The sequence below is a fragment of the Psychromonas arctica genome (assembly GCF_038155225.1).
In the GTDB taxonomy this organism is placed as follows: Bacteria; Pseudomonadota; Gammaproteobacteria; order Enterobacterales; family Psychromonadaceae; genus Psychromonas; species Psychromonas arctica_B.
Window position 1 is genome coordinate 57,326 of record NZ_JBAKBA010000012.1, and the last position, 15,121, is coordinate 72,446.

Annotated in this window: 14 protein-coding genes and 1 pseudogene; 10 read left to right on the forward strand and 5 right to left on the reverse strand. The window is 35.6% G+C overall.

Annotated features, from left to right (window positions below; all coding sequences use genetic code 11):
* The first annotated feature begins 99 nt into the window (after positions 1–99).
* Both tnpA and V6255_RS19300 read left to right on the forward strand, forming a co-directional pair.
* A pseudogene (gene tnpA, locus V6255_RS07040) lies at positions 100–433 on the forward strand (IS200/IS605 family transposase).
* A 122-nt stretch (positions 434–555) separates the two neighbouring features.
* A complete protein-coding gene (locus V6255_RS19300; protein WP_425355914.1) occupies positions 556–729 on the forward strand; it encodes a diguanylate cyclase domain-containing protein in 174 nt (57 codons plus the stop codon).
* Between the two features lie 21 nt (positions 730–750).
* On the opposite strand, the gene V6255_RS07045 is transcribed toward V6255_RS19300, so the two are convergent.
* The 4 genes from V6255_RS07045 to V6255_RS07060 form a co-directional block, all read right to left on the reverse strand.
* Positions 751–1,569 carry a TIGR01459 family HAD-type hydrolase gene (locus V6255_RS07045; protein ID WP_341627548.1) on the reverse strand — a complete coding sequence of 273 codons (819 nt, stop codon included), beginning with the start codon at positions 1,567–1,569 and terminating at the stop codon, positions 751–753.
* Between the two features lie 859 nt (positions 1,570–2,428).
* Positions 2,429–3,358, reverse strand: a complete 930-nt coding sequence (locus tag V6255_RS07050; protein ID WP_341627517.1) for an ornithine cyclodeaminase family protein — start codon at positions 3,356–3,358, stop codon at positions 2,429–2,431.
* 290 nt (positions 3,359–3,648) lie between these two features.
* The gene (locus tag V6255_RS07055; protein WP_341627518.1) at positions 3,649–5,985 is read right to left on the reverse strand and encodes an AsmA family protein; all 2,337 of its coding nucleotides are present in this window, start codon (positions 5,983–5,985) and stop codon (positions 3,649–3,651) included.
* Between the two features lie 83 nt (positions 5,986–6,068).
* Positions 6,069–6,530 carry an Lrp/AsnC family transcriptional regulator gene (locus V6255_RS07060; protein WP_137297777.1) on the reverse strand — a complete coding sequence of 154 codons (462 nt, stop codon included), beginning with the start codon at positions 6,528–6,530 and terminating at the stop codon, positions 6,069–6,071.
* A gap of 177 nt (positions 6,531–6,707) precedes the next feature.
* Here V6255_RS07060 and V6255_RS07065 point away from each other — a divergent pair, with 177 nt between their 5' ends.
* Entirely contained in the window at positions 6,708–7,775 is a 1,068-nt protein-coding gene (locus V6255_RS07065) for a PLP-dependent cysteine synthase family protein (RefSeq protein ID WP_341627519.1), read from the forward strand.
* 196 nt (positions 7,776–7,971) lie between these two features.
* On the forward strand, positions 7,972–9,132 hold the full coding sequence (locus V6255_RS07070) for an endonuclease/exonuclease/phosphatase family protein (protein WP_341627520.1): 1,161 nt from the start codon (positions 7,972–7,974) through the stop codon (positions 9,130–9,132).
* 469 nt (positions 9,133–9,601) lie between these two features.
* Here V6255_RS07070 and suhB read toward each other — a convergent pair whose 3' ends face one another.
* Positions 9,602–10,390 (reverse strand): inositol-1-monophosphatase, encoded by a 789-nt coding sequence (gene suhB / locus V6255_RS07075; RefSeq protein WP_137297780.1) that lies wholly within the window; start codon positions 10,388–10,390, stop codon positions 9,602–9,604.
* A gap of 565 nt (positions 10,391–10,955) precedes the next feature.
* On the opposite strand from suhB, the gene trmJ reads away from it, so the two are divergent.
* The 6 genes from trmJ (at position 10,956) to hscB (ending at position 15,099) form a co-directional block, all read left to right on the forward strand.
* Entirely contained in the window at positions 10,956–11,714 is a 759-nt protein-coding gene (gene trmJ, locus V6255_RS07080) for a tRNA (cytosine(32)/uridine(32)-2'-O)-methyltransferase TrmJ (RefSeq protein ID WP_341627521.1), read from the forward strand.
* 181 nt (positions 11,715–11,895) lie between these two features.
* Positions 11,896–12,372 carry a Fe-S cluster assembly transcriptional regulator IscR gene (gene iscR / locus V6255_RS07085; protein WP_137297782.1) on the forward strand — a complete coding sequence of 159 codons (477 nt, stop codon included), beginning with the start codon at positions 11,896–11,898 and terminating at the stop codon, positions 12,370–12,372.
* Positions 12,373–12,389: 17 nt separating this feature from the next.
* Entirely contained in the window at positions 12,390–13,604 is a 1,215-nt protein-coding gene (locus V6255_RS07090) for an IscS subfamily cysteine desulfurase (RefSeq protein ID WP_137297783.1), read from the forward strand.
* A 46-nt stretch (positions 13,605–13,650) separates the two neighbouring features.
* Positions 13,651–14,031 carry a Fe-S cluster assembly scaffold IscU gene (gene iscU, locus V6255_RS07095; RefSeq protein WP_137297784.1) on the forward strand — a complete coding sequence of 127 codons (381 nt, stop codon included), beginning with the start codon at positions 13,651–13,653 and terminating at the stop codon, positions 14,029–14,031.
* Positions 14,032–14,103: 72 nt separating this feature from the next.
* Entirely contained in the window at positions 14,104–14,427 is a 324-nt protein-coding gene (gene iscA / locus V6255_RS07100) for an iron-sulfur cluster assembly protein IscA (RefSeq protein ID WP_137297785.1), read from the forward strand.
* 162 nt (positions 14,428–14,589) lie between these two features.
* Positions 14,590–15,099 (forward strand): co-chaperone HscB, encoded by a 510-nt coding sequence (hscB, locus tag V6255_RS07105; protein ID WP_137297786.1) that lies wholly within the window; start codon positions 14,590–14,592, stop codon positions 15,097–15,099.
* Positions 15,100–15,121: the final 22 nt, after the last annotated feature.

A 15,121-nucleotide genomic window follows, 5' to 3' on the forward strand; every position in this document is an offset into this window, starting at 1 on the left:
ACGGTATACGTATTTTCTTTGCTCTACTAAAAGTAAAGAGGAAGAACCTATGCAAGACTATAAGAATTTTTTCATACCCGTTGGGATTGTAAATACCATATCGTATTTATTCCTAAAAAAATAGAAGTTGAATATGGATCGATTAGAAAGTATTTAGGTGAAACGTTTCATGAGTTAGCGTAGACAGAAGGTGTGACGATTGAGGAAGGGCATTTAACGAAAGATCATGTTCATATTTGTCTAAGCATTCCTCCACGATATTCAGTCTCAAATTTTGTTGGTTATTTGAAAGGAAAAGCACCATTTCAATAGCGAAAAACTTTATAGTACGACAACGAAACTTCAATGGTGAAAGCTTTGAGCTCGAGAGGATTTTTTATTAATAGTAGGTTTAGATGAAAATATGGTTATTGAGTATATTCGCAACCAATAAAAAGATAATGAACACCGAGATAAATTAAAGTTTCAAATGTAGTATGCCTTGTTCGTTTACTTTAGCCCTTTGAAGGCGTAATCAAATAAGCCACCTATCTCTAGATATAAGTTAGCTTACAAATAAAGCATAGCGAGTCGCCTTACGATCATGTGACTATTAGTTTAGGTGTTTCATCCGTTATTCCACAACTCAATACTGATTCTATTGAATTAGTTAAGCAAGCGGACCTTGCTTTATATCAAAGCAAGAGACGCGGTAAAAATCGATATGAATGTTTTCAACATAAAGAGTAAACACAGTAACAGTTAGGTTTGTTATGCTTTGAACCAATCAATATAAAAGCTAGGCTTAACTGAAAATTCATCGCATAAGTTAACAATACTTTTTTCATTACTAATAGCTTTAGTATGGATGCCAGAGGTAATGAACAAACTACTGATATTAGCACCATTTGCCCCTGCAATATCGTGCTCTAAGCTATCGCCTACTGCGATGGCGTTATCCCAACCGCCTACCAATTCTTTACACATTGCATAAATTTCTTTTTGTGGTTTTCCATGCCAATGCACAGTGCCACCCATTTTTTGGTAAGCATTCGCTATTGCACCTGGGCAGGTTTTTAACGTTCCTTCTGGTGTCATCGCAACAAGATCAGGGTTACTGACGACTAATTCAAGGTTATGTTGATAAGCGAAGGCTAAATCATCCATGTAAGCGTCAACATCGCCGCGATCAACACCACAACATAAAATGAAGGAAGCCTCATCTCGTATTGATTCTGTTAACCCACAATCATCAATTACGCTGTGGTCGTTATCCCAGGTAAAGTGCAAAGCTTGCTTACCTAGGTGTTGAAACTTTCCTGACGCGAAATTTTGACGCATATGATCGCCTGAAGTTAATACATCTAAATACAAATCTCGTGTAATGCCTGAGTCTTCTAAACGACCGTAAGAAAACGATCCTGTTTTACCACTGTTAGATAAGATGACGACTTTTTTGTTATGTGACTTTAAAAAGGTTAATGCTGCTATTGCTTCTGGAAAAGCATTTCCACCGTTATGTAATACACCCCATTGATCCAAAATAAAGGTGTCAAAAGTATCGATTATATCTTTAAGGCCATTAATCATTTTCACTGGATTGGTTCCTCTGTTGGGACAGTCATTTAGGAAATCATAGAGTTGGTATTATATACATTTACAACCAAGGATGGAGGAATAGTTATGAGTGGTATGTATCATTGTGTATGCCATTTTTATTATTTTCATTGTTTTATGTGAAGGGAAATATTCCTTTTTCTGCTTGTTTGTCCTTGTCCGAAACAGGATAATTTTTTCTGAAAAATAGATTGCCTCTCAAACTCGATGGAACTGTTATAAAGGGCTCATATTAACTTCAGTATCACTTATCTCATCTATTTATATCAATTGTTTAACCTTAAGAGCATATTGAATTGTTGCGCATTTTCTTTTAGCTCAACGATGTACCCTCAGTCATTAGGTAGTCTCAAATTAACTTTAATTTAGAGTTTACTTCAAAAAGGAAAGTATCATGAGTAAAGGCCAAGACAGTAAGAAAGCGACCAAAAAGAAACCGCTTTTAACAGCAAAAGAGAAGAAAGCGGCAAAGGCAGCTAAGAAGCCTGTGAGTACTTCTTTAATTCATTAAGTATTAGGTCGCACTAAATAAAGTCATTGATATATTTAGTGCGCTAACATCTCATAATACTAGGTTACAAATTTTGAAAAAATTAGATTAATGAATTAAACCATTTTGTATAAAGTTCAGCCCATAGGATTAATTTGGTTAATGTTAGGTGACCATCGTTTTATTCGATGGTCTTTTTCTTAACATTTTATTAGTAATATGAAATTGCACTGGAGCAAAGCTTCGATACAATAACAATAACAATAACAATAACAATAACAATAACAATAACAATAACAATAACAATACCAACATCAATAAAAGAATGCCTTTTTTCTCTATTTAAGCTTTGTTATTTCGGCGGCATTTCATAATGTATAGCGCGGTCATCAAATCAAGATGAGCGCCACCCCCATTTTTAAATAGTGTTATCTCTTTATCAGTTTGACGCGCCTTAACACCATTACATAGTTGGTAGAAATCAGCAATGACAGCACCCTCTGTTATAACACCTTCTTTAATGGGAATAGCTAGCTCACCTATATCGTGAATTGCAGTTTCTCTTGCATCAACAAAAATGCGAGACTTTACCAGTAGAGAATCATCTGCTTCTCTCATATCTGGACGGTATGCACCAATTAAATCAACATGAGTTCCTTCTTTAATCCATTCTCCTTTAATGAAAGAAGAAGTCGACATAGTAGAAGATGAAACAATGTCAGCATCACTCAAGGCTTCAGAAAGATCTTGAATAGCGACTACTCCTTTTTCTTGAGCGAGTTTCTGTGCCTTTTCAAAGGTGCGATTCCAAATAATTATTTTTTCCAAATCAGGAAATAAGGCTCGATAAGCATCAATGATTGATGATGCAACTGCGCCTGCACCAATCACTGTTAATATTTTACTATCAGGTCTTGCTAATAGTTTTGCTGCAAATACCGAATCACCCGCGGTTTTCCATTTAGTCACTAACTTGCCATCAATAATAGCAAGAGGGGTACCCGTTTGGTCATCAAATAAGGTAAATATAGATTGAACACTTGGGACTGGAGGGGATAGTTTCACGTTATTTGGGAAAATAGTTGCCGTCTTAACACCTATTCCTTTATTTTGTATCCACGCTGCACGATTTAATAAAGCATTGTCACCGTGTTTAAATAAAATGTCATCAATATCTGCACGAGAGGCTTTATGTCCTTCATGGAACGCTGTGCAAAGCTCTGTCCAGGATAAGTTACTTTCTATATCTTGTGCATTAATAAATGGAAGCATGGTAAGTGAAGTCCTTAGATTAAATTAAGTTTATGTATGGAGTGTTATTTTAGATGTTTTAGTGTACCTGTTTACTTGAATGTTTTATGAGATACACTTTATTAATTAGTTATATCATTAATCGGGTTTTGAATCCTACCATCTCGTAATTTTCTATTTTCTATTTTCTATTTTCTATTTTCTTATTTTATATTAATGAAGGGAAGGTAAAAAAATAGCTGAATCAGTTTCCTGAATCAGCTATTTTTACGAAGCTTAATATTTATTTCTAGGTTCTAAATTAATATTGCTTAAAAGAAACTTTTCAATTTATCTTTCAAATCTTTTGCTTCTTCTTTTAATTCATCACTGGACTTATTACCTAAAATAGCTTCTTTTGCTTTTTCTTGTAACGCTTTTTTACCTGCTTCAATTTTCTCTTTTAAAGCGGCTTCAGTATCTAAATTAAATGACGGTTTACTAAAGGTACCTTTAATCAATAATGGAATAGTTACACCATCAAGATCTAGGAAGTCAGTTTCTTCTCCGGCTTTTGAAAGAGGCGTTACACCTAATTTATAATTAAGAGCTTCAGTAATTGTATTCGCAGTGCCAGCGCCATCTAAACGGATAACAGGGGATGACATTAGTAACTTTTGATTATTAGCGATACCATCTTGTAGCGTAAACTCACCGATTAATGATGCAAAGTCTGTTTTCTTAACAAGTTTATCTGGCGCTATTGTTTTACCTTTGATTTTTGCTTTTAAAACACGTATTTCTTGTGAAAGGTTAATACCGTATAACTCCCCATTAAGAATTTTAAAGTCACCTTTTGCATTTACACCTTGTTGTATCTTAGTTGACGTTAACCCTTTACCGTCTGCTACTAAGTTAAAGTTTGCAGTACCACTTAATAGCTCTACTTTAGCTGCGTCTTTCAACAAGTCAATTAGTACAACATTCTTGATAGAGGTTGTCGCTTTATATTGATTTGCACCTCCTTTCTCATCAACCCATGCATCAATGTTTAATGAGCCATTATAAAGCTGTGCATTTAATGGGCTGATGGTTGCTTTACCATTTTTAACGGTTAAGTTATTAGTGATTTTACCTATTCTAATATCTTCATATAACAAGCCTGCGATCGTTAAGTCACCTTTAATATCAAGTTCTTTTAAAATGCTTAAGTCAGGTTCTGTTTCAGCTGCTTGCTCTCCTTTTTCTGTGCTAGCTGCATCATTATTTTGACCCGTGGTTTTCGTTAGGTATGGGTTTAAATCCCATATATTACCTTTTAAGCTGTAACGAATAACAGGTACGCTTTGTTGGATAAAGCTAAGTTGTCCACCTAGCTCTATATCATTCACTGTTGATTGTAGTGAATCGATGCTTAATTTTTGTTTTGCAAGGTCATAACTAATCTCACTTTCTATTGTGCTATTAATTTTATCCTTGCTGACCGCTGGTACATTTAATTCACTAACTAGTTTGAATTGTTTAATTAATATTTTCTCAAAGTCACTGACATTCATTTCTTTAAATGAAAGGTTTACGTTACCTTGTAAGTCTTTACCTTCGATTGTGTTTTTTAATTCAAATTGATCTATTTTTGCAGTTTGCTTTTGTATGTCTGCTGCTAGGTTGGTTTGTAAATTTGTGTTTAATGTATTATTGCTTAAAGCACTGCCCGTCAAACTACTTGTTAATGTTAGTTTACCAAGCTCCAATTCATTGTGATTGGTTATATGGATATCACTACTGTTAATGTAAATATCACCATCTAAGTATGAACCAGTGAATTTATTGTTAATTATGATTGCTTTAACATCTAACTGCTTTGTATCTACCTTATAGGTTAAGCCACTAGTGAAGGTTGTATTCAGTGTGCTGTCTGCTAGCGCATCACTTAATACTTTACTTTCAATGGTCAAGCCAGTCAGTTCAATGTTATTCAATGTTGAATCTATAAATATATCGGCTTCTAGTGCGATATCAGCATCTACTTGTTCATTCTTAAACGAGCTCGTTAAACTAAAGTGTGATTTTTTGTCGAAAGCAAACTCACTTAATACCATGCTTTTTATTGCGATTTTTTGATTTTCATTCGTTTGGTGATCAATAATTTGCAATTCTGCATTTGTTAATGTGATACCAGATAAAACAAATTGAGAAAGGTCAACGGCTTCTGTTGATTGCTCTTCTTCGGTCGCAGGCGTTTCTTCTTTTGCAGCTTCTGCTACGACTTCTGTGCCTTCAGCTTGTAAATTATCTAAGTTTGATGAACCGTCTTTATTGGTAATAAGGTTAAAATCAACACCGTCTAATATAATTTCACCTACTTCTATTTTCCCAGAAATAAGTGGTAATACATTAATTGATATAGATGCATTTTGAACATCTAAAAAGGTTTTTTCTTCGAATTCAGGATTGTTGTATAACGTCACTTGGCCACTTTTAAGGCCTAATAAAGGGTATAAGCTCCAGTCGAGTTCACCTGTGATCACTAAATCTCTATTGATATTTTTTTTAACTTGTTCTTGGATTTGCTGCTTATAGTCATTTGGATCAACAACATTGATGACTATTACCACGGTTAAAATTAAAAGCACAATCAGTGCGGCGGCTAACTTTAGAAACAATTTCATTAAAAACATCCTTATACGGGAATTAGGTATTCATTAGAGATAGTGACAGTGTAATGTGTTAAACGTTCAGGATCACTATTTGATTACATTATAGGAAGTTCGGTAGTAAATTTTAACTGTTGCATAGCAAAGCTAGTATTTACATCGGTTAATCCATCTACATCATTCACTAATTGCTGATAGAAGTGATCATAACTACGCATATCTTTAACAATCACTTTGAGCAAGTAATCATATTCACCTGCCATTCTATAAAACTCTAAAACTTGTGCAAACCCTTTTACTTGCTGCACACAGTTTCGGAGCCAGACTTCCGAATGTTGCTGCGTTTTGATTTGTACAAAAGCGACCAGTTCTAGGCCTACCTTTTCAGGTGCAATTAATGCAACGCGCTTTTGAATAACACCTTCATTTTCTAAGCGTTTAATTCTGTTCCAGCATGGTGTGCTGGTTAGGTTCAATTGCTCTGATAATTGCTGTAATGATAATGAAGCATCTTGCTGTAGTAGGGTGATTATCTTTTTATCCGTAGCGTCTAAGCTCATATTGCCTCTTCAATTTTTTATATAGGGTAAGTTGCCCTACAGAATGAGTGTTATTTTCTTTATATTTAACTTTAACAGAAAAATGTTTTTTATTGTGGCTTGTTAGAAGATTTATAGGGCGTTAATTCTGTTTAAGCAAAGGTAAACTAGCTTTATTATTTAAACAGGATAAATATTATGAATCATCAACGTCAATGGGTAAGTGCGGCCATCGCCAAAATTCAAGCCGATTTCCAACGTAGTGCCGATACGCATTTAATTAAAGTCGATTTACCACAACTAAAGGGCATTGATATTTATCTTAAAGACGAAAGCACACACCCAACGGGAAGTTTAAAGCATCGTTTAGCTCGCTCTTTATTTTTATATGCATTATGTAATGGCAATATCAAAGAAGATACGGTGATAGTTGAGGCTTCATCTGGCAGCACTGCGATTTCTGAAGCGTACTTTGCTCGTTTGTTAGGATTACGTTTTATTGCCGTAATGGCTAAATCAACCAGCATACAAAAAATTACAGAGATAAAGCGTTATGGTGGTGAGTGTTTCTTAGTGGATTCAACCAATTTAATTTATGCAGAATCAGAACGGTTAGCAAAAGAGTTAAATGGGTATTATATGGATCAGTTTACTAATGCTGAGCGTGCAACTGATTGGCGCGGTAATAACAATATTGCTGACTCTATTTTTATACAAATGCAGCATGAGCCACACCCAGTACCCACTCATATTGTAATGAGTGCTGGAACGGGCGGCACCAGTGCAACTATTGGGCGTTATATTCGTTATCATCAATTAACGACGGAGTTAACCGTTGTTGATCCTGAAAATTCGGTTTTTTATGATTATTATTTAACCGGAGATAAACAGTTAATTAATGGTAAAGGAAGTTTAATAGAAGGGATTGGTCGACCTCGTGTTGAGCCTTCATTCATCGCTTCTGTGATTGACAATATGTTGTGTGTTGATAATAAACAGTCTATTGCTGCAATGTTATGGACTGCGTCATTATTAGGACGAAAAGTGGGGGCAAGTACCGGCACTAATATGTTTGGTGTGTTAAAGCTCGCACAGAAAATGATTGAGCAAGGGCAAACCGGATCGATTGTTACATTGATGTGTGACCGTGGTGAGCGTTACACTAATAGCTATTATGATCAGCAGTGGGTTGCTTCTAATATAGGTGATATTAGTTTGCAGCAAGATAGTATTACACACTATCTTGCTAAAATAACTAATGAGTAGGCTACATGTTCTGTGGTTATTTTATAGTTTCTCTGTCCCCATTCTTATTCACTTTAAATCTCAGACTTTAAAAGGAGTAAATAAGCGATAGAGGGCATTTATGCTTATACTCTGACTTCTCTGTGCGATACTATTGCTTAATTAATAAGTTATCTTATTCATGTTTCATCATCACGCTCAACAATGCTGATTAAACATGAATAGAAAAGAGGATTTTGTGCCAATTAACTCTATTTCCCTTCTATCTGCCAATAATGAAGCTTCCGTTGATGATTTATCATCGACGGAACAAATTGAACAAACGCAAATTAAAGTAGCGACTTTTAATTTGTTTAATTACCTTGCTCCACCTGATGCATTTTATGATTTTGATCGTATCTATTCAGCAGAACAGTGGCAAAAAAAGGAAAATTGGATTGCTTCTTATTTGCAAAAACATCAACCTGATATTATCGGGTTTCAAGAGGTCTTTAGTATTGAAGCTCTTGAGGTATTGGTAAAAAAACAAGGTTATGAATATTTTGCTGTAGTAGATAAGCCAACAGTCATTGATGATTTTATTCATCGAGACCCCGTTGTTGCTTTAGCGAGTAAATTTCCTATTACGGAAGTTGCTACGGTGAGTGTTGATAAAGAGCTCGCAGTGCAATTAGGTTTAACAGAAACATTTAACTTTAGTCGCCAAGTGGTAAGAGCAACCGTTGAGCTTCCTCATTTAGGTTTATGTGATTGTTATGTTGTGCACTTTAAATCTAAACGTGCTTCATGGCAGGGAGAAGTCGATAAATTAAGTTCATTAGAAGGCAATGTATTATCGCAATTTAAAGCGCAGGTCGCTGGTGGCTGGGCATCATCTATTCAACGGGGTAGTGAGGCGACGTTATTAATGATGCAAATGATTGAAAGAAGAGCTAAAAAAGGCAATGCCATGATGTTAATGGGAGATTTTAATAACCCATTAAAAGACGGTATTCTCGCACACTTGGTCACGCCCAATATGTTGTTCAATAATGATCAAAATCAGCAGAGACTGGTTAAGTTTTATACTTTACGAGATGCATGGGATTTATATGAAGCCAATCATCAAGCTAATAAGCAAATGACTGGCGATGCGAATCAAGAAGTTGAAGCTGATAAATTGTTAACTCGTGGTGCGACACATTATTTTGGTCAAAGTAGTTCAGTCTTAGATTATATCCTGCTCTCTAGTGAGTTTGATGCTGCTGAACAATCAAGTTACTTCGAAGTCAGTGACTATATTAATACTGATAAACATTTAATTAACCCAAGCTTTGATGTCGATGGTGAAAGCACTGATCATGCAGTGGTCAGTATCAATTTAACATTACGCAAATAAGGTTAGCTTTCATATTCTATAGCTTGTCTAAATTAGAATATAAATATGGTAGTTTGTTGTATTCATAATGTATTGCTTTTTTCTAGTTTAGTTTATTAATTTTTTAGTGGGTAAATTAAAAAAATTTACGATAACTTAAAATAACTTAAAACAAGAAAAGGGCTCATGGTTAAAGCGTTGTACAAATAGACGGTCAGTCTTGTGATTATTTATTTCAGTATATTGGTTGTAGTTCAGCGCTAGAGTTCGATGAAGTTAAGTTTGTTAGGGTAGGGGTTAAAAGATAAAGAGCTAAAAGGTAAAGATTTGAAAGGTAAAGAGCTAAAAGGTAAGGAATAAGGCTAAAGCTAGGTGGCAACGTTTAATGTTTAAGTTTATAAAACGTGACTTTTGTTAAAGCGTAGACATAAAAAAACCAGATCGAATGATCTGGTTTATTTTAAATCTAATGGTTTTATCAGTTTAACAATTAAGCGTTATGCTTACGGATAACTGTTAACATTTCTTTTAAAAGCTTTGGATTAGCAGCAACAACATCACCAGACTTGAAGTAATCGTTACCACCATTAAAGTCTGTCATCATTGCGCCAGATTCTTTAAGTAATAATTCGCCTGCAGCGATATCCCAAGGTTTTAAACCAAATTCCCAGAAACCATCCATACGGCCAGCTGCAACATAAGCTAAATCTAGTGCTGCACTACCACTGCGACGCATATCGGCAACATCAGTAAAGAAGTCTTGGAATATGTTCAGGTAAGTTTCAAGGTTATATTTTTGTTTGAATGGGAAACCCGTTGCTAATAAAGTACCCGCTAGTTTTGGTACAGTACTTGTACGAGTGCGGTAACCATTGATTTGTGCACTTTGACCACGAACAGCAGAGAATAATTCATTGCGGATTGGATCAAAAACTACGCCAACTTCAGTGCGGCCTTTAATTTTTAATGCAATTGAAACAGCAAAATGAGGGATGCCGTGAATGAAGTTTGTAGTCCCATCTAATGGGTCAATAATCCATTGGTGATCAGTATCTGCACCGTTATCAATACCTGACTCTTCAGCTACGATGCTGTGGTCTGGGTAAGATTTACGTAACGTACCAATAATTGCTAATTCAGCTTCTTTATCAACGCTGCTTACATAGTCGTTAAGTGATTTTTCTTCAACTTCAACAGACTCTAAATTTTCATAACCTTTAACAATTACTTTACCCGCATTACGCGCAGCACGAATCGCAATATTTAACATTGGATGCATAGGATCACCATTAGATTTTAAAAGAACATGAAGGGAGATTCCTTCGGCGCGAAATTATACACAGGTCACATAATTGTGCAATATTTTAATCGGTTAAATTTTAGCCTGTTAAATAAAAGCTCTTCATTGTTAATCGTGCTTTTATAAGCCTGATTAATTTGAATTAATTATTGAGGATTGATGGGGGGTTAATGCTTAGGTAGTTGTTATTTTCAATTCATATTTAAACAACATTACCTAAGTTGATGTGTTGTTATTATCATAACATTAGGTTTTTTAGCACTCTAATAAATCTTAATAAATATAGATATCTTTAAATTCAATTGGTTATAAATATTAATTTGAAGTTATTTTTAGGGAAGCTTTGGGAGTACTTAGTTATCATGGTCCATTTTATGTCCTCGATATTATTGGCTTCTCTATAATAAGAAGAGTTTTCTATATTTCTCTTTAGACGATAACCGTTATATTTAGTCTAAAATGCTCTCCCTGAATGGTTTAGTTGTTACATAAACAGTGCTAAACTTTGCGCTCAAAAAAATCACTGAATGACGAAGGAAAAACAATGCTAGACAATGTTCGCATTATATTAATTGGCACCTCTCACCCTGGCAATATTGGCAGCGCTGCTAGAGCAATGAAAACAATGGGTTTAACTGATTTAGTGTTGATTGATCCTGAATGTGAAATCGATGGTAAGTCTGTCGCGCTTTCTGCAGGCGCAAGTGATGTATTAAAAAATCACAAAGTCTATAAAACACTCGATGAAGGGATTGCTGATTGTGGACTCGTTGTTGGCGCAAGCGCGCGACCTAGAACCCTTGATTGGCCTATGTTAGATCCAAGAGAAATGGGTGTTAAAGCGGCAAGCGAAAGTAAAAAACACAAAGTAGCATTAGTATTCGGTCGTGAAAATAGCGGTTTAACTAACGATGAGTTACAAAGGTGCCATTTTCATGTGTTTATTCCTGCAAATCCAGACTATAGCTCGCTAAATTTAGCCATGGCAGTACAAACATTAAGCTATGAAGTCCGTATGGCATCGTTAGCTTCAGAAGCCTTTCCTGAAGTGGTGGAAGAATACCCAAGAGCCTCTGATTTTGAAGGAATGCTTGCACATCTTGAAAAAACATTATTCCAAATCGGATTTATTGTGCCAGCTCATCCTGGATTAGTAATGGATAAATTACGTCGCCTATTTAATAGAGCAAGACCAGAAATCAACGAATTAAGAATGCTTCGTGGTATTTTCAGTAGCATGCAAAAATCAATAAACAGTATCGAAGCCGATGCTGATAAAGAAAAAGAAATTAATAAAAAATAAAACGAAGTTAAGTTTAGGTAAATGTAGTGCTGTTTATGTGAGCAAATTGAGGTATTTAATACCCGACTAATTTTGTCAGGTATTTACTTGACTAATTTTGTCAGGTATTTATAATATTTGTATTAAGTCACACGTCAATTAACTGATTTAGTTAATTAACACTCACAATAGCGAACTCTATATGAAATTAACTTCAAAAGGCCGTTATGCGGTCACTGCGATGCTAGATGTTGCAATAAAAGAGCATAATGGTCCTGTACCACTTGCTGAAATTTCTGAGCGTCAAGGAATATCGCTTTCATACTTAGAGCAACTATTTTCTAAGCTTAGACAAAAAGAGTTAGTGAGCAGTGTACGTGGCCCAGGTGGCGGCTATAAATTGGGCAAAAGCAAATCAGAGATTTCAGTATCAATGATCATTGATGCAGTAAATGAAAGTGTTGATGTGCGTAAATGTTCAGGAAAGGGCGCTTGCCAAGAGGACGGAGTGCAGTGTCTTACCCATTCTTTATGGGAACAGTTAAGTACGCGTATTAGTTCGTTTTTAGATGGTATTACATTAGAAGAATTAATGGCCAGCGAACATGTACAAAACGTGTCAGAGCAACAGAACAATAAATTTACTAATAGCGAACTGCTTAATATTATCTCGAAATAGAGGCAGTGGAGAAAAAAATGAAATTACCAATTTATCTTGATTATTCAGCAACTACCCCCGTTGACCCACGCGTTGTTGAAAAAATGGTGCAATATTTATCAACAGATGGTGACTTCGGTAACCCAGCATCTCGTTCTCATCGTTTTGGTTGGCAAGCAGAGGAAGCTGTGGATATTGCTCGTGAGCAAATTGCAGACTTACTTAATGCTGACTCTCGTGAAATAGTGTTCACTTCAGGTGCGACTGAATCAAATAACCTTGCTATTAAAGGTGCTGCGCATTTTTATAAGAAAAAAGGTAAACATATTATTACTGCTAAAACTGAGCATAAAGCGGTTTTAGATACATGTCGTCAATTAGAGCGTGAAGGGTTTGAAGTCACTTACCTTGACCCGAAAGAAGACGGTATTGTAACACCAGAACAATTAAAAGAAGCATTACGTGATGACACGGTATTAGTAAGTTTAATGCATGTTAATAACGAAATTGGTGTTATCCAAGATATTGCTGCTTACGGCGAGTTATGTCGTGCAAATAAAACAATCTTACATGTTGATGCAGCGCAAAGTGCTGGCAAAATTGAGATTGATGTGCAAAAAATGAAAGTAGATTTAATCTCTTTCTCTGCTCATAAAATTTATGGTCCTAAAGGTATCGGCGCATTATATGTTAGTCGTAAGCCTCGTATTCGTTTAGAAGCTCAAATGCACGGTGGCGGCCACGAACGTGGTATGCGTAGTGGTACATTAGCAACACATCAAATTGTTGCTATGGGTGAAGCTTTCCGCATCGCAAAAGAAGAAATGGCGAGCGAAAATGAACGTGTTTTAGTATTACGTAACCGTTTACTTAACGGTGTAAGCGATATGGAAGAAGTTTATGTAAACGGTTCATTAGAAAACCGCGTTGCAGGTAACATCAATATCAGCTTTAACTACGTTGAAGGCGAATCATTAGTAATGGCATTAAAAGACTTAGCTGTTTCTTCTGGTAGCGCATGTACTTCTGCAAGCCTTGAACCTTCATATGTATTACGTGCCATTGGTCGTGATGATGAATTAGCACATAGTTCAATCCGTTTCAGTATTGGTCGTTTCACTACAGAAGCTGAAATTGATTACGCAATTAAAATTATCCGTGAAAATATCGGTCGTTTACGTGATATGTCGCCTCTATGGGATATGTTCAAAGAAGGCATCGACATTAACAGTATTGAATGGTCACACCATTAATTAATACGCACGTAAACATTATTCAACGAATACAAGGAATACACTCATGGCTTATAGCGAAAAAGTAATCGACCATTATGAAAACCCACGTAACGTAGGTTCATTTGATAAAGATGATAAAAGCGTTGCAACTGGAATGGTTGGCGCACCTGCTTGTGGTGACGTAATGAAATTACAACTTAAAATTGATGCTAACGGTATTATCGAAGACGCTAAATTCAAAACTTACGGCTGTGGTAGCGCAATTGCTTCAAGCTCATTAGTAACAGAATGGGTAAAAGGTAAATCATTAGAAGACGCTGCAAAAATATCTAATACAGATATTTCAGCTGAGCTTGCATTACCGCCAGTTAAAATTCATTGTTCTATTCTTGCAGAAGATGCAATTAAAGCAGCAATTGAAGATTACAAAAGTAAAAACGCTTAAAAAAGCAATGTTAGATGGTGATCGTTGATCATCATCTATTATTGTTTATGAATTAAATAAACGGAGTCAATTTTGGCTATTACACTAACAGAACCTGCTGCAAATCATGTGGCAAACTTTTTAAAGAACCGTGGCAAAGGCTTAGGCTTACGTCTCGGTGTTAAAACATCAGGCTGTTCTGGAATGGCTTATGTACTTGAGTTTGTAGATGTTCTGAATGATGACGATGAAATGTTCACTGACCACGGTGTTAACATCATAGTTGATAAAAAAAGCTTACTTTATATTGATGGAACTGAATTAGACTTCGTTAAAGAAGGTCTCAATGAAGGTTTTGAATTTAACAACCCAAACATCGATGGTGAGTGTGGTTGTGGTGAAAGCTTTAGCGTATAAATGACGCTGTATTGATATCATGAAGTCTGACCGATACATTTGTATGGTCAGACTTTGTTGTTTTATTCTTATACCAATTTTATTCAATAACGAAATAGGCGATGATGCCAATCGTTAGATTAATCTAAATGAAATCGGTATTTGCCAAGTTAGGAAATTGTTTTGAATTACTTTGAGTTATTTTCTCTACCTGCTGTTTTCTCTGTTGATAAAACGCAGTTATCTCAAACCTACCGTGACTTACAAAAACAATATCACCCAGATAAGTTTGCAATGCAAGACGATAGTACTCGTTTAAAGGCAATGCAAAAAAGTACAGAAATCAATGATGCTTTCCAAACGTTAAAAGACAGTTGCCTACGCGCTCAATATCTATTAAAGCTGAGTGGCTTAGATATCGAACTAGAACAGCGTACTTTGCAAGACACTGGATTTTTGATGCAGCAAATGGAATGGCGAGAAAAAATCGCTGACTTTACTGCGGATGACGAAGATGAAATTGAAGACTTCAATAAAGAAATTTCAGCACTCGTTAAGGGTTTAGAAACAGAGATTGAAGCTGCTTTAGAAGCAAAGCAGTTAGAGCAAACAGCAACATTTGTTCGTAAATTAAAATTCATGTTAAAACTGCAAGTTGAAATTGAGTTATTAGAAGAGAAGTTATTCGACTAATTTCTTTGGCTAACTCTGTGAC